The 23,101-nt window shown below is 59.6% G+C and carries 20 protein-coding genes and 1 pseudogene; 17 read left to right on the top strand and 4 right to left on the bottom strand.

Translation table 11 applies throughout. The features are described 5' to 3' along the window. Positions 1-27: 27 nt before the first annotated feature. Positions 28-481, bottom strand: a pseudogene (locus AC1DFB_RS00190) (MarR family winged helix-turn-helix transcriptional regulator). Positions 482-546: 65 nt separating this feature from the next. Here AC1DFB_RS00190 and AC1DFB_RS00185 point away from each other — a divergent pair. Together AC1DFB_RS00185 and fahA are read left to right on the top strand one after the other, a co-directional pair. Further along, positions 547-1,170, top strand: coding sequence for a LysE family translocator (locus AC1DFB_RS00185; RefSeq protein ID WP_480921864.1), 624 nt, complete (start codon positions 547-549; stop codon positions 1,168-1,170). Between the two features lie 22 nt (positions 1,171-1,192). After that, entirely contained in the window at positions 1,193-2,452 is a 1,260-nt protein-coding gene (gene fahA / locus AC1DFB_RS00180; RefSeq protein WP_480592552.1) for a fumarylacetoacetase, read from the top strand. A 20-nt stretch (positions 2,453-2,472) separates the two neighbouring features. Here the strand turns inward: fahA and AC1DFB_RS00175 are convergent, their stop codons facing one another. Then, entirely contained in the window at positions 2,473-3,036 is a 564-nt protein-coding gene (locus AC1DFB_RS00175) for a DUF2585 domain-containing protein (RefSeq protein ID WP_480921863.1), read from the bottom strand. 52 nt (positions 3,037-3,088) lie between these two features. Between AC1DFB_RS00175 and AC1DFB_RS00170 the strand changes: the two genes are divergently transcribed. The 6 genes from AC1DFB_RS00170 to AC1DFB_RS00145 all read left to right on the top strand — a co-directional run bounded on the left by AC1DFB_RS00170 (position 3,089) and on the right by AC1DFB_RS00145 (position 7,601). Continuing rightward, positions 3,089-4,039, top strand: a complete 951-nt coding sequence (locus AC1DFB_RS00170) for an MBL fold metallo-hydrolase (protein WP_480921862.1) — start codon at positions 3,089-3,091, stop codon at positions 4,037-4,039. A 134-nt stretch (positions 4,040-4,173) separates the two neighbouring features. Beyond that, on the top strand, positions 4,174-5,784 hold the full coding sequence (locus AC1DFB_RS00165; protein ID WP_480921861.1) for an FAD-dependent oxidoreductase: 1,611 nt from the start codon (positions 4,174-4,176) through the stop codon (positions 5,782-5,784). 5 nt (positions 5,785-5,789) lie between these two features. Next, positions 5,790-5,987: a DUF2783 domain-containing protein gene (locus AC1DFB_RS00160; protein WP_170392682.1), complete on the top strand. Its 198-nt coding sequence runs from the start codon at positions 5,790-5,792 to the stop codon at positions 5,985-5,987. A gap of 4 nt (positions 5,988-5,991) precedes the next feature. Continuing rightward, positions 5,992-6,534, top strand: coding sequence for a VOC family protein (locus AC1DFB_RS00155; RefSeq protein WP_170392683.1), 543 nt, complete (start codon positions 5,992-5,994; stop codon positions 6,532-6,534). Between the two features lie 7 nt (positions 6,535-6,541). Next, positions 6,542-7,180, top strand: a complete 639-nt coding sequence (maiA, locus tag AC1DFB_RS00150; protein ID WP_480921860.1) for a maleylacetoacetate isomerase — start codon at positions 6,542-6,544, stop codon at positions 7,178-7,180. 88 nt (positions 7,181-7,268) lie between these two features. After that, a complete protein-coding gene (locus AC1DFB_RS00145) occupies positions 7,269-7,601 on the top strand; it encodes a DOPA 4,5-dioxygenase family protein (RefSeq protein ID WP_170648543.1) in 333 nt (110 codons plus the stop codon). Here the strand turns inward: AC1DFB_RS00145 and AC1DFB_RS00140 are convergent. Next, positions 7,598-9,226, bottom strand: a complete 1,629-nt coding sequence (locus tag AC1DFB_RS00140; protein WP_480921859.1) for an acyl-CoA synthetase — start codon at positions 9,224-9,226, stop codon at positions 7,598-7,600. The two genes, AC1DFB_RS00145 and AC1DFB_RS00140, sit on opposite strands and share 4 nt — an antisense overlap. A 221-nt stretch (positions 9,227-9,447) precedes the next feature. Between AC1DFB_RS00140 and AC1DFB_RS00135 the strand changes: the two genes are divergently transcribed. Beyond that, complete coding sequence (locus AC1DFB_RS00135) at positions 9,448-10,839, top strand: aminotransferase class III-fold pyridoxal phosphate-dependent enzyme (RefSeq protein WP_170392687.1); 1,392 nt, start codon at positions 9,448-9,450, stop codon at positions 10,837-10,839. Positions 10,840-11,080: 241 nt separating this feature from the next. Then, positions 11,081-11,506, top strand: coding sequence for a GFA family protein (locus AC1DFB_RS00130; RefSeq protein ID WP_223116959.1), 426 nt, complete (start codon positions 11,081-11,083; stop codon positions 11,504-11,506). A gap of 170 nt (positions 11,507-11,676) precedes the next feature. Here AC1DFB_RS00130 and AC1DFB_RS00125 read toward each other — a convergent pair whose 3' ends face one another. Beyond that, entirely contained in the window at positions 11,677-12,036 is a 360-nt protein-coding gene (locus AC1DFB_RS00125; RefSeq protein WP_480921858.1) for a CHAP domain-containing protein, read from the bottom strand. A gap of 553 nt (positions 12,037-12,589) precedes the next feature. On the opposite strand from AC1DFB_RS00125, the gene AC1DFB_RS00120 reads away from it, so the two are divergent. The 7 genes from AC1DFB_RS00120 to cobT all read left to right on the top strand — a co-directional run bounded on the left by AC1DFB_RS00120 (position 12,590) and on the right by cobT (position 23,022). Further along, the gene (locus AC1DFB_RS00120; RefSeq protein WP_480921857.1) at positions 12,590-13,405 is read left to right on the top strand and encodes an ABC transporter substrate-binding protein; all 816 of its coding nucleotides are present in this window, start codon (positions 12,590-12,592) and stop codon (positions 13,403-13,405) included. A gap of 1 nt (position 13,406) precedes the next feature. Beyond that, positions 13,407-14,240 (top strand): amino acid ABC transporter permease, encoded by an 834-nt coding sequence (locus AC1DFB_RS00115; RefSeq protein ID WP_010437538.1) that lies wholly within the window; start codon positions 13,407-13,409, stop codon positions 14,238-14,240. Further along, entirely contained in the window at positions 14,240-14,971 is a 732-nt protein-coding gene (locus AC1DFB_RS00110) for an amino acid ABC transporter ATP-binding protein (protein ID WP_170662949.1), read from the top strand. Before AC1DFB_RS00115 ends, AC1DFB_RS00110 begins: the two co-directional genes overlap by 1 nt. A gap of 100 nt (positions 14,972-15,071) precedes the next feature. After that, positions 15,072-16,547, top strand: coding sequence for a Y-family DNA polymerase (locus AC1DFB_RS00105; protein ID WP_480921856.1), 1,476 nt, complete (start codon positions 15,072-15,074; stop codon positions 16,545-16,547). Further along, positions 16,544-19,891: an error-prone DNA polymerase gene (locus tag AC1DFB_RS00100; protein WP_480921855.1), complete on the top strand. Its 3,348-nt coding sequence runs from the start codon at positions 16,544-16,546 to the stop codon at positions 19,889-19,891. The genes AC1DFB_RS00105 and AC1DFB_RS00100 overlap by 4 nt, the downstream gene beginning before the upstream one ends. Positions 19,892-20,036: 145 nt before the next feature. Next, positions 20,037-21,023, top strand: coding sequence for a cobaltochelatase subunit CobS (cobS, locus tag AC1DFB_RS00095; protein WP_010437533.1), 987 nt, complete (start codon positions 20,037-20,039; stop codon positions 21,021-21,023). A gap of 121 nt (positions 21,024-21,144) precedes the next feature. After that, positions 21,145-23,022, top strand: a complete 1,878-nt coding sequence (cobT, locus tag AC1DFB_RS00090; RefSeq protein WP_480921854.1) for a cobaltochelatase subunit CobT — start codon at positions 21,145-21,147, stop codon at positions 23,020-23,022. Positions 23,023-23,101 lie beyond the last annotated feature (79 nt).

Raw genomic sequence — 23,101 nt, 5'->3', positions numbered from 1 at the left:
GGGCAGCCGTACCGGATTACCAGTACCCTAATCCATTCCGGCCAGACGTCGCAGCATCATGCGCAGCAAAGCGGCCTCACCCGTGGTGAAACGCGATGCCAGTTTCTGATCATAGTCCTGCGCGATACCGCTTAACTCGCGATAAACCTTCTGGCCAGCCGAGGTCAGCGATAGCCGCTCAACCCGCCGGTCATTTTCATCCCGCAACCTTTGCAAATATCGGCGCTGTTGCAATCTGGCTGACCGCACGGCTGACCTTGGTTTTGTGGATTTTGGCACGCTCAACAATGTCGCGTGCGGTCATCTCACCATGATTGCCCAGATGAAACAGCACCCGCCATTCGGTGCGCAGCATTCCGTAGCGATCCTTGTAAACGCGCTGAAACTCAAGCGAACTTTCCTCGGCCGCCTGATTCAACAGGAACGGCAGGAAATTTCGCAAATCAAACTCATCTTTTTGGTCATTTTTAGGCTGGGTCATCCTTGTTAGTTACAAAATCAACTATTATTCGACAAGTGACAAGTTGAAGGATCACCGGAGACGAGATGAGTTTTGATATCTGGATCACCTATGTGGCGACGGTGTTGCTGCTGATGAGCACACCGGGGCCAAGCCAGTTGCTGATGCTGTCGAACTCGGCAACCAATGGGCTGCGGCGAGGTTTTTTTACCGCTGCGGGTGATTTGACGGCCAATTTCTTTCAAATGTTGGCCGCCGGTCTGGGTCTGGCTGCCCTGATCGCCACGTCCGGGACCGCCTTTACCGTGATCAAGTGGTTGGGCGTGGCCTATCTGGTCTATCTCGGCGTCAAGCAAATCGTGAAGGCACGTGTTGCCGAAACCAACGATGCGCCACGTGCCAGCCGCAGGGCGCTCTGGATGCAGGGCTTCATCACCTCTGCCGCGAATCCCAAGGCGGTGGTGTTCTTCGCCGCTCTGTTTCCGCTGTTCATCGATGGCGCGCTGCCATTCTGGCCGCAATTCGCCATCCTCTCGGCCACATATCTGATCATAGACGGGTTGTTTCTGATGGCCTATGGCTCCACTGCCAGTTGGCTGGCCCGGCGCCTGCAGGGGCCGGCAAGGCTTTGGCTCGACCGGATCGGTGGCAGCTTCATGATATTGGCGGCAGCCCTGCTGGGCTTCAAATCCCTGCGCGCCGCCTCGTAACCGAAAGACATAAGGACGCAATATGCCTTTGAAGAAATCCTGGGTCGCATCGGCCAATTCCGCCGACCACCCCTTCCCGCTGAACAACCTGCCTTATGGCGTGTTCTCGACCGAATCCACCGAGCCCCGCTGCGGCGTCGCCATCGGAGACATGATCTTCGACGTGACCGCTGCCGAAGCTGATGGATTAATCACGCTGTCGGATGAGCCGCTGTTCGATCTGCCCTTCTGGAATCCGCTGATGGAAGAAGGCCCTGCCGTATGGGCTGCATTGCGCGACCGCCTATCTACGCTATTGGCTGAAGATTCGGACGAACAGCACAAGATCGAAGGTCTGCTGATCCCGCAGGACGAGGCCGAGATGCACATGCCCTTTGCCGTCAGCGAGTACACCGATTTCTACGCGGGCCGCCACCATGCCCAGAACGTGGGCACCATGTTCCGCGGCCCGGAAAACGCGTTGCCGCCGAACTGGCTGCACATCCCCATCGGCTATAACGGCCGCGCTTCGTCTGTTGTCGTTTCAGGCACGGATATCCGTCGCCCCTGGGGTCAGTTGAAATCGCCCGATCAGGACCTGCCTGCTTTCCTGCCCAGCCGTCGATTTGATATCGAACTAGAGATGGGTGCAATCGTGGGCACACCGTCTGACGGCCCAATTTCAGTGCAGGAAGCCGATGACAACATCTTTGGCTATGTCCTGCTAAACGACTGGTCCGCGCGCGATATTCAGGCCTGGGAATACCAGCCGCTGGGGCCATTTCAGGCCAAGGCGACCGCGACCTCGATCAGCCCGTGGATCGTGACCAAAGCGGCGCTGGAACCGTTCCGCTGCGATACGCCCGACCGTGAGTTTGCCCTGCTGGACCACCTGAAGGATTGCGGCCCGATGCTCTATGACATCGATTTGGCCGTGACGATGGCGCCCGAGAATAAAGACGCCACGACCATCGCACGGACCAATTATCGCGAGATGTATTACTCGGCGGCGCAGCAGTTGGCGCATCACTCGACGTCTGGGTGTCCGATGAACACGGGCGACCTGTTGGGGTCCGGCACCATTTCGGGGCCGAACAAGCCAGAGCGCGGATCATTGCTGGAACTCAGCTGGGGCGGGAAAGAGCCGCTGACGCTGGACACAGGCGAGACCCGCACCTTCATCGAGAACGGCGACACGCTGACCCTGACCGGCGCAGCCAAGGGCGACGGCTATTCCATCGGGTTCGGCGATTGCACCGGCACTGTGCTGCCCGCACTCGAAAATCCATTCGCCAGAGATTGATGCAGGTCCAGCCCGCATATTCAGAGCGCGCTCTGCCAGTCCTTAACGGCCTCGATGGGATAAAGCAGCATCAGCACGTTCAGCGTCAGACCATCGCGGATCAGCGCGGTGGTCACGATCTCGAACCCCAGCGCAATGGTGACCGTCATCCAGATCGGCAGGCGACGCGCCAACCAGAACCCCAGCATCATCGCGCCAATATCGGCGATCGAGTTGACGACACTGTCGCCGTAGTAATCCAGCGAGATCGTGACCGCGCGGTAATGTTCGATCACGGCATTGGTGTTCTCGGAAATCTCCCACGCGACTTCTATCAAGGTGGCGATGAACAACCGCCAGCCAACGGCAAGGCGGCGCGCCACCAGCCACAGAAAACCGTAAAACAGAAAGCCATGAATGATGTGGCTGGGCGTGTACCAATCGGTCAGATGCTGCGAGCTTTCGGAACTGAAGGTTTCACCATGCCACAGCTTGACATAACCGCATTTGCAAATCGGTTCGCGCCCCATCCACAGCAGGATGATGGCGCAGGCGATGACAACACAAGCGGTTGCCCAATAAGGCAAAAATCGACGTTCAAACATATGGCGACAACATCATCAAAGCCAGTCGCTGTCCAGAAGGGAAATCACTGATATGGCCAAGGCATTTGCGTCCCAGGGGGACATGTCGGAAAAGAAAATCAGCTTCACCGAGGTGGGCGAAGGGCTCTATGCCTTCACCGCCGAAGGCGACCCGAATTCGGGCGTGATCATCGGCGATGACAGCGTGATGATTATCGAGGCACAGGCGACCCCGCGTCTGGCCAACAAGGTGATCGAATGCGTGCGGTCGGTGACTGACAAGCCGATCACCCATGTTGCGCTGACCCATTACCACGCAGTACGCGTGCTGGGCGCGAGCGCCTTTGGTGCGCAACAGATACTGATGTCGGATATGGCGCGCGCAATGGTGGTTGAACGTGGTCAGGAAGACTGGGACAGCGAATTCCAACGCTTCCCGCGTCTCTTTGAAGGACACGAAAGCATCCCCGGCCTCACATGGCCCACCACCACCTTCAGCGACACAATGACGGTTTATCTGGGCAACCGCCGGATCGACCTGATGCATCTGGGCCGTGCGCATACCGCTGGCGATATCGTCATCCACGTGCCCGATCAGAATGTCATGTTCACCGGTGACATCGTCGAATACCATTCGGCCTGCTACTGCGGCGATGGGCATTTCAGCGACTGGGGAGATACGCTGGATGAGATCAAGTGGTTCGACGTAGACGCTATCGCGCCGGGGCGCGGCGACGCTCTAGTCGGTAAAGACATGGTCAACGCGGCCATCGAGAACACTCGCGATTTCGTCGAAAGCACCTATCGCCCGGCGGCCAAGGTTGCGGCGCGCGGTGGCAGCCTGAAAGAAGCCTGGGACGCCGTGCGCGCAGAATGCGACCCAAAATTCGCCGACTATGCGATCTACGAACACTGCCTGCCCTTCAATGTTGCCCGCGCCTATGACGAGGCCCGCGGCATCGACACGCCCCGTATCTGGACCGCCCAGCGCGATCTGGAGATGTGGGAGGCCCTTCAGGGCTAAGAATTCCGGGCCGGATTTGATCCAGATCGTGGCGGCCCGGATTTGACGGTGAAACTCTAACGCAAGACCTCCGGCGCAACTGTGCCGGGGAACAGATGGGGTGCGCCCGATGCGCCAGAAATGGGAGAGAGAGAGTGAACAAGATTTTTGAAGTTCCACTTTATGCCTACGAGGCCAGCCCGGATCAATCCGCGCCAGCGCCCGTGCGCCACAAGGTCATCGTTGTTGGGGCCGGTCCGGTGGGTCTGGCCGCCGCCATCGATCTGGCCCAACAAGGGGTCGAGGTGCTGGTGCTGGACGACAACGACAAGGTCAGCTTCGGCAGCCGCGCCATTTGTTTTGCCAAACGCCCGCTGGAAATCCTCGACCGTCTGGGTTGCGGGCAGCCGATGGTCGACAAAGGCGTTCTTTGGAACAAGGGCAAAGTGTTCTTCGACGAACGTCAGGTTTACGAGTTCGACCTGCAGCCCGACAGCGGCGATCAGCGCCCGGCCTTCATCAACCTTCAGCAATACTATTTCGAGCAGTTTCTGGTCGACCGCGTCCGCGAATTGCAAGCGCAGGGTGCACCGATCGAAATCCGCGGCCGCAACAAGGTCGAAGCCGTTGGAACCCACCCCGATCACGTCAAGCTTGAGGTCGAAACGCCTGAGGGTTCGTACACCATCGAAGCGGATTGGGTCATCGCCTGCGACGGCGCGGGCTCACCCATGCGCGCCATGATGGGTAAGGATTTTGTGGGCCGCGTGTTCGAAGACAACTTCCTGATCGCTGATGTGATTATGGAGGCCGATTTCCCCTCGGAACGCTGGTTCTGGTTCGATCCGCCGTTCAACAAAGGCCAATCTGCGTTGCTGCATAAACAACCCGATGGCGTCTGGCGCATCGATCTGCAACTGGGATGGGATATCGACAAGGAACGCGAAAAGCGCCCGGAAAACGTGATCCCACGCCTCAAGGCCATGCTGGGCGAGGAGGTAAATTTCGAGCTGGAATGGGTCAGCATCTACACCTTCCAGTGCCGCCGGATGGAGCAATTCCGCCATGGCCGCGTGATCTTTGCCGGTGACAGTGCCCATCAGGTCAGCCCGTTTGGCGCACGGGGCGCAAACTCGGGCGTGCAGGATACCGACAACCTGTGCTGGAAACTGAAACTGGTGATTGAGGGCAGCGCACCTGAATCTTTGCTGGACAGCTACGATCAGGAACGCATTCACGGCGCGGACGAGAATATCCTGAACTCGACTCGCTCGACCGATTTCATCACCCCGAAATCGCAGATGTCACGCATCCTGCGCGATGCGGTGCTGGACTTGAGCGAGCACTATGACTTCGCCCGCCCGATGGTGAATTCTGGCCGCCTGAGCGTACCTTGCGTCTATGACGGCTCGTCGTTGAATTCGGCGGATGCGTTGAACGGGCCGACGCAGACGCGTCCCGGAGCGTCCTGTCCCGATGCGCCTTTGGGTGACGGCTTTCTACTGCCTAAACTGGCTGGACAGTTCACGCTGCTGACCATCGACGCCGATGCACCAGATGAGATCGAGGTCGATGGCATCATCGTCAAACGCCTGGCACTCTCGGTCAAAGACGACCCGACCCTAACGCTGAAGCGCCGCTATTTAGGCGATGCCAGCGGAGCGGTTTATCTGATCCGTCCCGATCAGCACGTGGCCGCCCGCCGCGACACCTACGAAGAAAATGCATTCCGGCACGCGGTGCGCCGCGCCACAGGCAAGGAGTAAGCGACATGGCTGATCTGATCCTCTCATCCAATCTGACCCAGGCAGACGATTTCTATGCCGATCTGGTGGCCGCCCATGAAGGGCTTGAGAAAGCCGAAAGCGATGCGTTCAACGCGCGCCTTGTGCTGGTTCTGGCAAACCACATCGGCGACAACGCGGTGCTGAAGCAGGCGTTGGATGCCGCAGCCCTGAAACAGGAGTAAGCCCATGAAAATCGAACAGATTCACCACGTCGCCTATCGCTGCAAGGACGCGAAAGAGACCGTTGAATGGTACGGCAAGATGCTGAACATGGATTTCATTCTGGCGATTGCCGAAGACCATGTGCCCTCCACCCATGAACCTGATCCCTACATGCACCTGTTTCTGGATGCCGGAAATGGCAATGTGCTGGCGTTTTTTGAGCTGCCTACCAAGCCGGAAATGGGGCGCGATCCCAACACGCCGATTTGGGTGCAGCACATCGCATTCAAGGTGAAGGACCGTGATGAGCTGATCGCATTCAAGGACCATCTCGAAGCCAACGGCGTCGAGGTTCTGGGTGTCACGGATCATTCGATCTTTCATTCGATCTATTTCTTCGATCCGAACGGTCACCGGGTGGAACTGGCTTGCCCCGACCCCGAGGAAGAGGCCATGCTGGCCCGGCTGGATTCGGTCAAATGGGATATGCTCGAAGAATGGTCGCGCACCAAACGAGCCCCTCAGCATGCCGACTGGCTGCATGCCAAGGAACTAAGCAAAGGCTAACCATCGTATGTCCGAAGTGGTTCTGTTTGATTACTGGCGTTCGTCCGCCAGTTACCGGGTGCGGATTGCACTGAATCTGGCTGGGATCACCTACCGCCCGGTCGTCGTGGATCTGGTGAACGGGGCGCATCGCGCCCCAGATCATTTGGACCGCAACCCGCAAGGTCTGGTCCCGGTGCTGGATATCGATGGGGTTCGGTTGACCCAATCGCTGGCGATCATCGATTATCTGGATGAGACCCGCGAACTGGGTCTGCTGCCAACCGATCCGGCCAAGCGAGCCGCGGCGCGGGCATTGGCGCACAGTATCGCGGTGGATATCCATCCGGTCTGCAATCTGTCGGTTGCCAAACATGCCACCGCGCTCACCCAAGGTGCAGGCGACATGCCCGGCGACTGGATGCGTCACTTCATCCGGCCGGGTCTGCTCGCGTTTGAATCGCTGCTGGGCGGCTTTGATCAATCCCCGTTCTGCACCGGTGAAACGCCGGGTCTGGCCGATATCTGCCTGATCCCACAGCTTTATAATGCGCGCCGGTGGGAAGTTGATCTATCCGATATGCCACGCCTGACAGCAGTCGAGGCCGTCTGCTCTGAGCATTCGGCCTTTGCCGCAGCCCATCCTGACCTGCACGCTCCGCTCTGAACCGGCGCACAGAGTCTGTGTGGCGGTGCGGGTGCACAAATCCTCGCGCCGTCCTTAGGTTTCTATGCAACGACAGATGGAGAACCCCATGCCCAAGATCACCGGCTACCACGCCCATGTCTATTTCGACGCCGACACTCAGGACACGGCACGGCAGGTCTGTGAAGAGGCCGCGCGTCTGTTTCCCGCTGTCCAGATGGGCCACATGCATGCGCGCAATGTTGGCCCGCATCCGCGATGGAGTTGCCAGCTGGGCTTTCCAGCCGAAGTCTTTGATCAGGTCTTTCCCTGGCTGATCCTGAACCGGCAAGGGCTGACCATCTTTACGCATCCAGAAACCGGCGATCACTTGGCTGATCACCGGGATCGCGCTATCTGGATGGGCGAGATGCTGCCACTTGATCTGTCGATCTTCGATTAAGCCAATTCACGCGCCCGGTCGCGCAGGATGAACTTCTGAATCTTCCCCGTCGACGTCTTGGGCAACGCCCCAAACACAACCGTCTTGGGTGCTTTGAAATGGGCCATATGATCCCGGCAGAAAGCGATGATCTCCGCCTCATTCGCCTCTGCCTGCGGTTTCAATTCAACAAATGCACACGGCGTTTCACCCCATTTCTCATCCGGGCGGGCCACCACCGCCGCCTCCATCACGGCCGGGTGTTTATAAAGCGTATCCTCAACCTCGACCGAAGAGATATTCTCGCCGCCCGAGATGATGATGTCCTTGGACCGATCCTTCAGCGCGATATAGCCATCCGGATGCATCACGCCCAGATCGCCCGAGGCAAACCACCCGCCCTTGAAGGCTTTGTCTGTCGCCTCGGCGTTCTTGAGATAGCCCTTCATGACAATGTTGCCCTGCATGAATATCTCACCCATGGTTTCGCCATCCGAAGGAACAGGCTCCATGGTTTCAGGGTCTGCGACCATCAAGCCAGACAATGCCACGTATTTCACACCCTGACGCACCTTGAGCGCGGCGCGGTCCTCTGCACCCTTGTCGTTCCATTCGTCCTTCCACGCGCAGACGACGGATGGACCATAAGTCTCGGTCAACCCATAGACATGGGTAACCTCAACACCCATCCCTTCCATCGCTTCGATCACCTTGGCCGGCGGTGGAGCGCCAGCGGTCATCGCCTTGATCTGCTGCGTGAAATCCTTGAGGTGATCCGGTGCATTGGCCAGCATGTTCAGCACGATCGGCGCGCCGCAGAAATGAGTTACGCCCTCTTCTCGGAAGGCGCGATAGATCGGTTCGTCCCGTACGGCGCGCAGGCAGACGGAGGTTCCCGCATTGGCCGCCATCGTCCACGGGAAACACCAGCCGTTGCAGTGGAACATCGGCAAGGTCCACAGATAGACCGAATGCTGCGGCATCCCCCAGGTCAGAATGTTCGATGTTGCATTCAGCGCCGCGCCGCGGTGGTGATAGACTACACCTTTGGGGTTGCCGGTGGTGCCCGAGGTATAGTTCAGCGTGATCGCATCCCATTCATCTGCGGGCAAAGACCAGTCGAACTCTGGATCACCCTCGGCCAACAGAGCCTCATAGGTCAGATCTCCGAATCGCTCGCCACCGTCAAAACTGGCGTCTTCGATGTCGATCACCAGAATGTTGTGATCCACCTGCGCTAACGCCTGTTTCACGACGCCTGAAAACTCGGGATCGACCAGCAGAACCTTGGCTTCGGCATGGTTCAGAATGAAGGCGATGATCGGCGCATCTAGCCTCGTGTTGATCGCGTTCAGCACCGCCCCTGCCATGGGCACGCCAAAATGCGCCTCATACAGCTCGGGGATATTGGCCGCGATGATCGAGACTGTATCGCCCACGCCTACGCCACGCGTAGTCAGCGCGCTGGCCAGACGTCGGCTCCGCGCATAGGTTTCTGCCCAGCTATACCGACGCTCGCCATACACAACGGATGGGTAATCCGGATACACTGCCGCCGTCCGCTCAAGATAGCTCAGCGGAGACAACGGCGTGAAATTCGCCGGGGTTTTATCCAGATGTTGCTGGTAGATAGGTGTGGTTGTCATCCGGCGATCCTCCCAAACTCGTCAGATTGTCGTATTGAGCACAAAGTTTACGTCATAACAAACCCGTATTAATACGCGTTTGAGCTACACTGGAGATATCCTATGGGCTAATCTGGCCCTACTTCACGCGCACCATTCGCGTTGATCTGCAGTATCACGTCACTTTGCGCCCGCCGGGACCTACTGATTCCCCGCGCGCCCCACTTTTGAAAGGACATGTCATGGACGGCACGTTCAACGAAAACGATCTTTCCCGCGTCGTCGAAGCCGACCGCGCCCACCTCTGGCATCACCTGATCCAGCACAAGCCGTTTGAGACCAACGATCCTCGTATCATTGTCGAAGGCAAAGGCATGCGCGTGTGGGACCAAAAGGGCAAAGAGCACCTGGATGCCGTATCAGGCGGTGTCTGGACCGTGAACGTGGGCTATGGCCGCGAATCTATCTGTAAGGCGGTTTATGACCAGCTGATGAAGCTGTGCTACTTCGCCAACACCGCAGGCTCGATCCCCGGTTCGAATTTCGCGGAAATGCTGATCGACAAGATGCCGGGCATGAGCCGCGTGTACTACACCAATTCAGGTTCTGAGGCGAACGAGAAGGCGTTCAAGATGATCCGCCAGATCGCGCACAAGAAATATGGCGGCAAGAAAACCAAGATCCTGTACCGTGACCGCGACTATCACGGCTCCACCCTGGCGACCATGTCGGCAGGTGGTCAGGACGAGCGCACCGCGCAGTACGGTCCCTTTGCACCCGATTTCGTGCGCGTGCCTCACTGCATGGAGTACCGCAAGCACGAGCTGGACGGCGCACCGGAAGAGAACTTTGGCGAATGGGCTGCAGATCAGATCGAAGAGGTCATCCTGCGCGAAGGCCCTGACACTGTTGGTGCCCTGTGCCTTGAGCCCGTGACCGCAGGCGGTGGCGTCATCGAAGCGCCTGAAGGCTATTGGCCCCGCGTGCAGGAGATCTGTAAGAAATACGACATCCTGCTGCACATTGACGAGGTTGTCTGCGGCGTAGGTCGGACCGGCACGTGGTTCGGCTACCAGCAATACGGCATCAAGCCGGACTTCGTGACCATGGCCAAGGGCGTTGCCTCGGGTTATGCCGCGATCGCCTGCATGGTCACCACCGAGGAAGTCTTTGACATGTTCAAGGACGACGCGGCAGACCCGATGAACTATTTCCGTGATATCTCGACCTTTGGTGGCTGCACTGCCGGTCCGGCGGCAGCGGTTGAAAACATGCGCATCATTCAGGATGAAAACCTGCTGCAGAACTGCGTCGACATGGGTGATCGCATGATGGGCAACCTGCAGGCGCTGATGGAAAAGCACAAAGTCATCGGCGACGTGCGCGGCAAGGGTCTGTTCCTTGGCGCCGAGCTAGTAACCGATCGGACCACCAAGGATCCGATGGACGAAAAGCGCGTTCAGGCCGTGGTTGCTGATTGTATGGCGCAGGGCGTCATCATCGGTGCCACCAACCGCTCGATCCCCAGCCGCAACAACACGCTGTGCTTCTCACCGGCGCTGATCGCGACAGCGGACGACATCGATCAGATCACCGACGCCGTAGACGGCGCGCTGGGGCGTGTGTTCGGCTGATCTAGGCAACGAACTACCATTGAACCACATGAAACCCGCCAAATTTCGGCGGGTTTCTTTTCATGAGGACATCAGCCAAGCGTATGAGCTGATGCCAAAGATACTCAATTTTCATTCAAATGGCGGGAAAGAGTCCAAATTGGCCCTGAGCGCCGACGTTTTCTGCTGATGAAACGTCCCAAAATATCCATCTCAAAACTTACCTGCGTCCTATGTTTCAGGAGGTTGGGAGGGAAATCGAATGGCGACGCACGGGTATTGTCTGTGTAAAAGAACGAGCTGGGCCTACCAGGGCAGTCAAACATGGGCATGCTATTGCCACTGCGATGATTGCCGTCGGAATTGTGCCGCGCCGGTGGTTGCCTGGTTAGGCGTGCCGATAGAGAACTTTGAGTGGACCGGCGATAAACCCGGCACTTATGAAAGTTCCAAAGGCGTTTTCAGGCACTTTTGCGGGACGTGCGGATCACCTATTGGATTTGAAGCCGATCATTATCCGGGTGGTATGCACCTTTACGCAGCGTCGCTCGAAAACCCGGAAGACTTCAAACCGACTTTTCACGTCAACAAGCAAAGCAAATTGCCTTGGCTGCAAATGACTGATGATCTCGACGCGTTTGAAGGCACATTGCTACACACCCCTAACGACCCAGACGGATATCGTTAGATGAGGAAGCCAACTGGTTTTCAAGTGGCTGCTTTGCGCTGCCCTGCAGTCATTGATCATGTGTCAAAGTAAACATACCCGCCCCCGAACACACGCGCCCGGATGACAGCGGCACGTCGGGCGCTCGGCTTCACCGTACCAGCTTCTGGCGGGGGCGCGGAGAGCTCAGATTACTCACCAAAATTCGGATAGATAAACCCGTTCACCGGGTACGAACTGCCGTAACTGCCCGGCCGGCTTTCAACCCGGACAAGCGTCCAATCATTGTTTTTGGACACGTCCCTCACGCCCATCTGCAACGACACCTTATTCCGGAGCCAGTTTGCGTGGTTCACAATGACTTCCCGCTCGGTGACAATATCGGACACGACAGCCACATGTCCCAGGGGCATCCCTCTGGTGGCCCGAAACGACATCACCGCACCGACCTCTGGTTCATTGCCCCGGCCAAACGTATTGCGGGCCTTGCCCCACCAATCCTTGGCGTTGCCGCGAATTTCGATGCCGCTGAGATTTCGTGCGTAGGGCACGCACCACACTCTTTGACCTCGGGCGTGTTTTTCGAGACCTCTTGCAACGCCATTGCCTGACGTTCCGGATCGAGGTCTACTTCGTTTGCATTCTGAGCGCAGGCGGAGACCAGAGAGAACAGCCCCAAAACAATCGCAGCCCGCGCGGAGCCGGGCAGGCGTGACCAGATCGAGTTTGTTTTGCGAACGGTGTACTGCAAGAAGTTTCAATGCCGGTTTGAGTGGTGATGCAGTTTTAATGATATCTTAACGAAAATGAAAAGAGCCTTGCCGATCCCCGGCAAATTTTTGCCAGTTCCCGATGTCTCATTCAGGCCGATAGTCGAGGTAGAAGACACCTGCACGCTTTGGGGGGCGAAAGCTGCGGCAGTGTAAGCGGTCATCAGGAGGGCTCACCCAGATAAGCCACGGCCTCTGAGGAGGCCGAATTTGGGTCATTAGATGTCATGACCGCAAAATCCACCTGCGGGTCACCGATCAAGCATCCGCTGGACAGGCGGAGTAGGCAGAACTAGTTTGGCCGCAACTCAATCCAACAGGAGGTTTGTATCGGATGTCCAGGACAGTCTCGATCGCGGCAACTTCAATTCTGTTTTTGTCAACAGCGGCCTATGCGCAAGAACAATGCGCTGCCGGCAAAACGCTGACAGACGGCAAATTCACCATCGCAACGGGCAACCCGGCCTACTATCCGTGGGTGATTGATGACGCGCCTGAAAGTGGCGAAGGGTTCGAGGCTGCTGTGGCTTACGCCGTCGCCGAAGAAATGGGGTTCGCGGCCGATGATGTGGTCTGGGTCCGATCCTCGTTCGATGAGGCGATCCAACCCGGCGCCAAGGAATTTGACGTCAACATGCAGCAATACTCGATCACGCCCGAACGGGATCAGGTGGTCGATTTCTCTACCCCCTACTACACAGCCCCGATGGCAGTTCTGGTCAGCCCCAATTCGACCGACACTGCCCCGACGCTTGAAGCGTTGAAAGGCCTGCAATGGGGGGCCGTTGGCTCGACCACGGCGGTGCCGAAACTGGCAAGCATCATCCAGCCCGACAGCGACCCGTTGCTGTATGGCGACAATGCTGACGTTAACGCTGCCATGTCGGCCAACCAGATTGATGCGGCCCTGTTCGATCTGCCCACCGCCCTGTTCCTCAGCGCGGTGATGATCGAAGGCTCAAAGGTCATCGGTCAGTTCCCGGCGGATGAAAATGACAATCCGGATCATTTCGGCATGCTGATGGAAGAAGGCAACCCTCTGAAAGCCTGCGTGGACGAGGCGCTGGCGGCACTGGCAGCTAACGGCAAACTGGCCGAAATCGAAGCCGTATGGCTGCAGGACACCACTGGTGTCCCTCTGATCAAGTAACATGGCAGATCATAAGGCGGCGGGGATGACCCGCCGCGAACGGTACGAGGCGCACCAACGTCGACGCTCGTTGGTGATCGCCACGATTAGCACGGTCACTGTTGTGGCCGCGATCTACTTTCTGGTGCCGCTCGCGCCGGGCTGGTCGAAGGTTCAGCAAAGCTTTTTTAACGGCGAGACGCTTGTCAAAACCTTCCCGAAACTGCTTGAGGCGTTTCGGATCAACGTGATGATTTTTTTGTGGTCCGCACCGGCGATCGCGGTGCTTGGCCTGCTGATCGCATTGGCAAGGGATGCCAAATCCCCCGCCCTTTTCCCGCTGCGCATCTTTGGCGCGGCGTTCACCGATATTTTCCGCGGCGTGCCTGTGATCCTGACGGTCTATCTGATCGGCTTCGGCATTCCGGGGCTGGGCCTGCCGCGCCCGTGGAATTCGCCTTACATATGGGGCTCGCTGGCGCTGATCCTGACCTATTCGGCCTATGTGGCCGAGATTTTCCGCTCGGGCATCGACAGCGTCCACCACAGCCAGCGCGCCGCCGCATTGTCGCTGGGTCTGTCGGAACGGCAAGTGATGCGCGACGTGGTGTTGCCGCAGGCGATCCGCAATGTAGTGCCCTCGCAGATGAACATGCTGATTGCGCTGCAAAAGGATGTCTCGCTGCTCAGCTTTATCGGCCCGGTCGAGATCTTCCGTCAGGCGGGGGTATTCAAATCGCTACTGGCGAATTTCACCCCCTATGTGGGGGCCGCGATCATCTTCCTGATCGTCACCATCCCCGCCACCCGCTACGCCGATCACCTGATGGCCCGCCAAATGCGAGAGAGGCGCTGATGCCCAAACTGGAACTTCAGGGCGTGGTGAAACGCTTTGGCGACCGCACGGTCTGTGACGGGATTAATCTCACTGTTGATGAGGGCCAAATGGTTTGCTTAATCGGTGCATCCGGGTCGGGCAAATCCACCCTGCTGCGTTGTATCAACCTGCTGGAACCCATCGAAGACGGCGCGATCTTTCTGGATGGCGAGGATATCTCAATCCCCGGTCTGAACCCGCAATCGGTGCGTGCCCGGATCGGGATCGTGTTCCAAAGCTTCAACCTGTTTCCGCATATGACCGCGCTTGAGAATGTCATGCTCGCGCCCCGCCGGGTGCGTGGGCTGACGCGCGCTGAATTGCAGCCCGAGGTCGAAGCGCTGTTCGCCCGGTTCGGACTGGCCGACCGGATGCACAACTATCCCGACCAATTGTCGGGCGGGCAGCAGCAGCGCGTCGCCATCGTGCGCGCCTTGGCCATGCAGCCTGAGGTCATGCTGTTTGATGAAATCACCTCGGCCCTCGATCCCCAACTTGTGGGCGAGGTGCTGGATGTTCTGCTGATGCTCAAGAAACAGGGCATGACGATGATGATGGCCACGCATGAAATGGGCTTTGCCCGCGAGGCCGCCGACAAGATCTGTTTCCTCGACAGCGGTCGGATCATCGAAGAAGGCCCGCCCGAAGCGGTGTTTGACCACCCGACACACCAGACCACACAAGCCTTTCTGGCACGGGCGTTGAAGTAAGCGCCCGGCTCTGAATCCCTGACGATCTGGCCCTCAAGGACTCGACTCTTTGAGGGTCAAGAACATATAAGAACAAATGTAGAACATTTGGGGGTTTTATATGTTCGGCGGGATGCAGCGCCGCATCGTTTCACTCTGGTTTCCCCGGCTGGCAAGTGACCGGGCTTTGCGCCTGCGCCCGGTCGATGGGCCGTTTGTTCTGACGCTGAAACAGAATAATGCAAACCGGGTGTATTGCCTGAATGTACAGGCCCAGCGGCAGGGCCTGCACAGCGGCATGCCCTATTCCGATGCCCGCGCCTTTTGCCCCGATCTGCAAAGCCATCCCGCCGACCCGCAAGGAGATCAACGGTTTCTGCACGCCCTGCGCCGCTGGGCCACGCGCTATTGCCCCTGGGTCGGGCTGGAAGGTGAGGATGGGCTGGTTCTGGACATCACAGGATCGGCGCATCTTGCGGGCGGGGAAGAGATGATGCTGACCGACATGCGCAGGCGTCTGGCCCGGGCCGGGCTGACGGTGCAGATCGGTCTGGCCCCGACACGCGGCGCGGCCTGGGCCTTGGCACATTATGGCGAGGGGGTCGCAACCCAAGATACGCTGAAGGCCATCCGCGCCCTGCCGGTGGCCGCGCTGCGGCTGGATGAGGATACCTCGGTCGCGCTGCAACGGCTGGGACTGCGCCGGATTGGCGAACTGGCGCAAACCCCGCGCGCGCCGCTGACACGCCGCTTTGGCCCCGAGGTACTGATGCGGCTGGATCAGGCCTTGGGGGATCAGCCCGAACAGATTACCCCGCTGGCCGATCCGCCCCATTACGGCGTGCGCATGACCCTGCCCGAGCCCATTGGGCTGTTGTCCGACATGATGGCCGGGGCGGAACGGCTGCTGGAACGGCTCTGCGACAAGCTGAAAGCGCAGGAAATGGGCGCGCGCAAGCTGTGCATGACCTTGCGCCGGGTGGATCAGGATCATCAGCAGGTCGAACTGCGGCTGGCCCGGCCTCTGCGTGATCCATATCGCATCCTGCCCCTGTTCGAGCGTGGACTGGCCGAGGTGGATGCAGGCTTTGGCGTCGATCAGCTGCGGCTGGAGGCTACGCTGGTGGAACCCCTGCCGGTGCGCCAGATCAGCCGCGCCGCAAGCCGGGGCAAAGATCAGCTGGATGACCTGATCACCCGCATCGGCACCCGGATCGGGCTGGAACAGATCCACCGCCTGCTGCCCGCGCAAAGCCATATCCCCGAACGCAGCTTTATCATCTCGCCCGCCGCCTATTCCGACCCTGCAGGCGGGTGGGTCGCTCTGCGCCCGCGCCCCCTGCAGCTGTTTCCGCCGGAACCCATCGCCGGATCGGGCCCGCACCCGCCGCGCCGCTTTCGCTGGCGACGCATGTCGCTGACCACAGGCCGCTCAACCGGCCCCGAACGCATCTGCCCCGAATGGTGGCTGGAAGATGAGAACTGGCGCACGGGCCTGCGCGATTACTGGCAGGTTGAAACCCGGCAGGGGCGGCGGTTGTGGCTGTATTACACGCCGCAAAATCCGGGATGGTTCGTGCATGGGGAATTCGCATGAGCAAACCGAACCCGCCCAGTTCCCACGCGCAGGACCCCGGCTATGCCGAGTTGGGCGTAACCACCAACTTCACCTTCCTGACCGGAGCCTCACACCCAGAAGAGCTGGTAACCCGCGCGGCAGAGCTGGGCCTGAAGGCCATCGCGATCACCGACCGGAACTCTCTGGCCGGGGTGGTCCGGGGCTGGAGCGCATTGAAAGAGCTGCGGCGCGAGGCGGAAGGCGCGGTTCAGATCCGCTCGCAACACCGGGTTGATTCCTCATCCCGGCAAGAGGTCGGGCATGTGCAGCCGATCGACAAACCGGATGTGCCCGCTCTGCCCAAGCTGATCGTCGGCTGCCGTCTGGTTCTGCGCGACAGCGCGGTGGACTGGCTGGCCCTGCCCCGCGACCGCGCCGCCTATCAGCGACTGACCCGCCTGCTGACGCTGGGCAAGCGACGGGCCGAGAAAGGCGACTGTCATCTGGATTTGAAAGACATGCTGGCGGCCTGTCAGGGGATGATCCTAATCGCGCTGCCTCAGGCAGGGTTGAAACAGGCCATCCCCGATATTCAGACCGTCCGGCGGCAATTCCCCAATGCGGTGTTTCTGGGGGCCGTGCCGCGTTATGACGGCAGTGACCGGGCCTATCTGGCGGCCTGTGCGCAGGCGGCGCTGCGGGCCTCGGCCCCCATGGTGGCGGTGGGCGATGTGCTGATGCACCGTGGCAACCGCCGCCAACTGGCCGATGTGCTGACCTGCATGCGCGAACACATCACGATTGACCAGATCGGCACCCGCGCCCTGCCCAATGCCGAGCGGCGGCTAAAAGGCTACGCGGATATGGCCCGGCTGTTTCAGGACCACCCCGGCGCGCTGCGCCGCACACTGGAAATCGCCGACCGCTGCAGCTTTGACCTGAGCGAGCTGTCCTATGAATACCCCGACGAGATCGCTAGCACTGAAACCCCGCTGGCGCGGCTAGAACGTCTGGCGCGCGAGGGGTTGAAACGGCGCTATCCGGGTGGCCCGCCCGAGCGTGCGCTGCAATTGATGCAGAAAGAGCTGGCGCTGGTCGCGGATCTTGATTTCCCGGCCTATTTCCTGACCGTGCATGACATTGTGCAATTCGCCCGCTCGCAGGGCATTCTGTGTCAGGGGCGCGGATCAGCCGCCAATTCGATCCTGTGTTATCTGCTGGGCATCACCGATGTCAGCCCCGACATGATCGCCATGGTGTTCGAGCGTTTTGTCTCGAAACACCGGGGTGAGCCGCCGGATATCGATGTGGATTTCGAACACGAGCGGCGCGAAGAGGTGATCCAGTGGATTTACGAGCAATATGGCCGCCACCGCGCGGGCCTCTGTGCCACGGTCATCCATTTCCGATCCCGCGCGGCAATCCGCGAGGTGGGCAAGGTGATGGGCCTGTCTCAGGACGTGACCGCGGGCCTGTCCGGCCAGATCTGGGGGATGAGCAATGGCGGCGTTGATGCCGAGAGGCTGAAGGAACTGGGCCTTGATCTCAAAGACCGGCGCCTGATGCAGACCGTCCGCCTGATTGGCGAGATCATCGGCTTCCCGCGCCACCTGTCGCAGCATGTGGGCGGGTTCGTCATCACCAAAGGGCGGCTGGATGAGCTATGCCCGATCGAAAACGCCGCGATGGAAGACCGCACCGTGATCGAGTGGGACAAGGATGATATCGACGCGCTTGGCATTCTGAAGGTGGATATATTGGGGCTGGGGATGCTCAGCTGCATCCGCAAGGCGTTTGACCTGATGCAACAGCACAACAGCGAAACCCTCAGCATCGCGACCGTCCCGCAAGAGGACACGGCGACCTATGACATGCTGTGCGCCGCTGATGCGGTGGGCGTGTTTCAGGTCGAAAGCCGGGCACAGATGAATTTCCTGCCACGGATGAGGCCGCGTGAATTCTATGATCTGGTGATCGAGGTTGCCATCGTCCGCCCCGGCCCCATTCAGGGCGATATGGTGCAGCCCTATATCCGGCGGCGTAACGGGCTGGAAAAATCCGAACCTTTCGGCCCTGCCTTGGAAGAGGTGACGCGGCGCACGCTGGGCGTGCCGCTGTTTCAGGAACAGGCCCTGCAAATCGCGGTGGTTGGCGCAGGGTTTTCGGCGGAAGAGGCCGACCACCTGCGCCGCTCGCTGGCCTCATTCCGGCGCATGGGGACGATTGGCACATATCGCGACAAGTTCATCGCGGGGATGCTGAACAATGGCTATACGCCCGAGGTCGCCGACCGCTGCTTTGGCCAGATCGAAGGGTTTGCCGATTACGGCTTTCCCGAAAGCCATGCCGCAGCTTTTGCCATGCTGGCCTATGTCTCGGCCTGGATGAAATGCCATCACCCGGCGATCTTTTCCTGCGCGCTGCTGAACTCGCAGCCCATGGGGTTTTATGCCCCCGCCCAGATCGTGCGCGACGCGCGCGAGCATGGAGTCGAGATCCGCCCGGTCTGCGTTAACGCCTCGACCTGGGACAACCTGCTGGAACGTCGTGCTGACGGGGCGCTGGCCCTGCGGCTGGGCTTTCGCCAGATCAAGGGGTTCAAGCAGGAGGACGCGGATTGGATCGTGGCTGCGCGGGGCAATGGCTATCCGGACCCCGAAACGCTGTGGCTGCGCGCAGGGCTGCGCCCGGATGTTCTGACCCGTCTGGCCGAGGCGGATGCGTTTTCCGGCATGGACCTGACCCGGCGCGACGCCCTGTGGCATGTCAAAGCCATCCGCAGCCGAACCGCCCTGCCGCTGTTCAATGACCCCATCGATGGCGAGAGCATCAATGAGCCGCAGGTCAACCTGCCGGTGATGCATCTGGGCGAGGAGGTTGTCGAAGACTACGTCTCGACCCGTCTGACCCTACGCTCGCACCCGATGGAGCTGTTGCGCCCGTCCCTGCCCGGCCTTGTGCCGCATGCCACGCTGCAGGACATCCCGCTGGGCCGCTACAGCGTCTGCGGGCTGGTGATCACGCGCCAACGGCCAGGAACCGCCTCGGGCGTGATCTTTCTGACGCTCGAGGATGAAACCGGGGTCAGCAATGTGGTTGTCTGGCCCAAGGTCTATGAACGATTTCGCCGCATCGTGATGGGCGGGCGCTTGCTGCAGGTCCGCGGGTATCTGCAGCGCGAGGGGATCGTCGTGCATCTGATCGCGCAGGAAATCACCGATATGTCGCATAAACTGTCCGAGCTTGGGCATCCGCTGGATGAGGCCATCGGCATCACCCAACCGCAAGCGGATGACACCCCGCGCCCCCGGCAGAACGGCCCAAGCGCCCGCCATCCGCGCGAACAGGCCAAGCGTCTGTTCCCAAGCCGGGATTTTCACTAGAACCCGCGCCAGCATAAGGCCAGTTTCAAAGAAACATCTGGCTAACGTGATCCGGTCACCTCTTTCCCTTGCCCTTGCCCGCAATATGTTGCACCACACACGGGTTCAAACCCGGTGAACGGGCCAAAGGATAAGGACAAGGCGCATGGCTGACGGATCGATCGACATCAACGCAAAACCCACCGAGGACATTTCGGTTCGCGAGGTGTTTGGCATTGACAGCGATATGGCAGTCAAAGGCTTTGCCGAACGCAGCGACCGCGTGCCGGTGATCGACCCGACCTACAAGTTCGATCCCGAAACCACGTTGGCGATTCTTGCGGGCTTTACCCATAACCGCCGGGTGATGATTCAGGGCTATCACGGCACCGGGAAATCGACCCATATCGAACAGGTTGCCGCCCGTCTGAACTGGCCTGCCGTGCGCGTGAACCTCGACAGCCATATCAGCCGGATCGACCTGATTGGTAAGGACGCGATCAAACTGCGCGACGGCAAGCAGGTCACTGAATTCCACGAAGGCATCCTGCCCTGGGCGCTGCGCAACCCCGTTGCCATCGTCTTCGACGAATACGACGCGGGCCGTGCGGATGTGATGTTCGTGATCCAGCGCGTGCTTGAACATGACGGCAAACTGACCTTGCTGGACCAGAACGAGATCATCACACCGAACCCGAACTTCCGCCTGTTTGCGACCGCCAACACCGTGGGTCTGGGCGACACCACCGGCCTCTATCACGGTACACAGCAGATCAACCAGGCGCAGATGGACCGCTGGTCGCTGGTTTCGACACTGAACTATCTCAGCCACGATGCCGAGACGATGATCGTTCTGTCGAAAGCGCCGCATTACAACACCGCCGAGGGCCGCAAGACCGTCAGCCAGATGGTCACCGTCGCCGACCTAACCCGGACCGCCTTCATGAACGGTGATCTGTCCACCGTCATGAGCCCCCGGACCGTGATCAACTGGGCCCAAAACGCAGAAATCTTCCGCAACATCGGCTATGCCTTCCGCCTGTCGTTCCTGAACAAATGTGACGAGCTAGAGCGCCAGACGGTTGCTGAGTTCTATCAGCGCTGCTTTGATGAGGAACTGCCGGAAAGCGCGGCGAGCGCGAGCTTGGGCTAAGCAATATGAATTGCGCCCTCCGGGGCGCAATGCCTCCGGCGGAGGTATTTTTGGCCAGATGAAGGGGGATCCGGTTTCGCATTGATGCGGCGGGTCACTGCAACACAAAGGGCGATTGAACATGGTGCAGAAGAACGACAATCCTGCTGATCCGTTCAAGAAGGCTCTGGCCGAGGCTACTAAAGTTATGGCCGACGACCCCGAATTGTCGGTGAGCTACACTGTTGATCCATCGGGCCTGTCGGGCGAGTCGATGCGTTTGCCGCAGGTCTCACGCCGGATGACGCGCGAAGAGGTTCTTTTGGCGCGCGGGACGGCAGACGCATTAGCTTTACAACGCAAATATCATGATGACGCGACCCATGCGCGATATGCCCCTCCGGGTGATATGGCACGGGATCTTTATGAGGCGATGGAGACCGCCCGGTGCGAGGCGATGGGTGCGCGGGACATGCCCGGCACCGCGTCGAATATCGACATCAAGATCGGGCATGAGGCGATCCGGCGCGGCTATGATCAGTGCAAGCAGCCTGCGGATGCGCCTTTGGCTGTTGCGGCGGGCTATCTAATCCGGCATCTGGCCACGGGCCGCGACATGCCGCCTGCCGCCGAGAATGTCATGAACCTGTGGCGCGGATTTATCGAGGAACAGGCCGGCGGGACGCTGGAAAATCTTGACGAAATCCTCTCGGACCAGGCCGAATTTGCCAAATTCGCCAGACAGATGATCAAAGATCTGGGTTACGGCGATCAGCTGGGTGATGACCCGGATGAACTGGACGACGAACAGGAAGATCAGGCCGAAGAAGACGCCGAAGAGCAGCCCGATCCCGACAGCACCGGGCAGGATGATCAGGACGAACAGGACGCCGACGCGACGCCTGAGCAAACTCAGGAAGAACAGCAGGACCAGTCTCAGGCTCAGGTCTCGATGGACGAGATGGCCGAGGATGAGATGGGCGATGAGGCTGAAATGCCCGAGGGCGAGGCTCCGCTAGAACCGCCTGCCCCGCCACCTGCGTCCGAGGCGGACCCGGATTACAAGGTCTATCTGAACACCCACGACGAAGAGATCGCAGCTGAAGATCTGGCCGAACCGGCCGAGCTGGAACGCCTGCGGGCGTACCTTGACCAGCAGCTTGAACCGCTGAAAGGCGCAGTGAGCCGTCTGGCCAACAAGCTGCAGCGTCGCTTGCAGGCACAGCAGAACCGGTCTTGGGAATTCGACCGCGAGGAAGGCATTCTGGATGCCGGACGTCTGGCGCGCGTCGTGGCCAACCCGACCACGCCGCTAAGCTTCAAGGTCGAAAAAGATACCGAATTCCGCGATACAGTGGTGACGCTGCTTCTGGACAATTCCGGCTCGATGCGCGGGCGTCCGATCTCGATTGCCGCGATCTGTGCAGATGTCCTGGCGCGGACGCTGGAACGTTGCAACGTCAAGGTCGAGATCCTGGGCTTTACCACCCGGGCCTGGAAAGGCGGTCAGGCGCGCGAGGCGTGGCTGAACGATGGCCGCCCGCAGCAACCGGGGCGTCTGAACGATCTGCGCCACATCATCTACAAAGGCGCCGATGCCCCATGGCGTCGCGCGCGACCCAATCTGGGGCTGATGATGAAAGAGGGCCTGCTGAAGGAAAACATCGACGGTGAGGCGCTGGAATGGGCGCATCGCCGGATGCTCGCGCGGCGTGAGGCCCGCAAGATCCTAATGGTGATCTCGGATGGCGCTCCGGTCGATGATTCAACGCTCAGCGTGAACCCGGCGAACTATCTGGAAAAACACCTGCGCGACGTGATTGCGATGGTGGAAAAACGCAAGATAGTGGAATTGCTGGCCATCGGGATCGGCCATGACGTGACGCGCTATTATGACCGCGCCGTCACGATCACCGATGTCGAGCAGCTTGCAGGTGCTATGACCGAGCAGTTGGCCGCACTGTTCGACAGCGACCCGCGCGCCCGCGCGCGCGTGATGGGGATGAAGCGGGCCAGTTGACGGCCCTGCTTCGACAGTGCAGACTTAGTGCCATCCAAGCCAGTTTTTGCACCGCTGAAGGCGACTTTGCTTATGGTGG

It is taken from the genome of Ruegeria sp. S84, from assembly GCF_056583445.1.
This window is presented reverse-complemented; position numbering and strand designations above follow the sequence as displayed.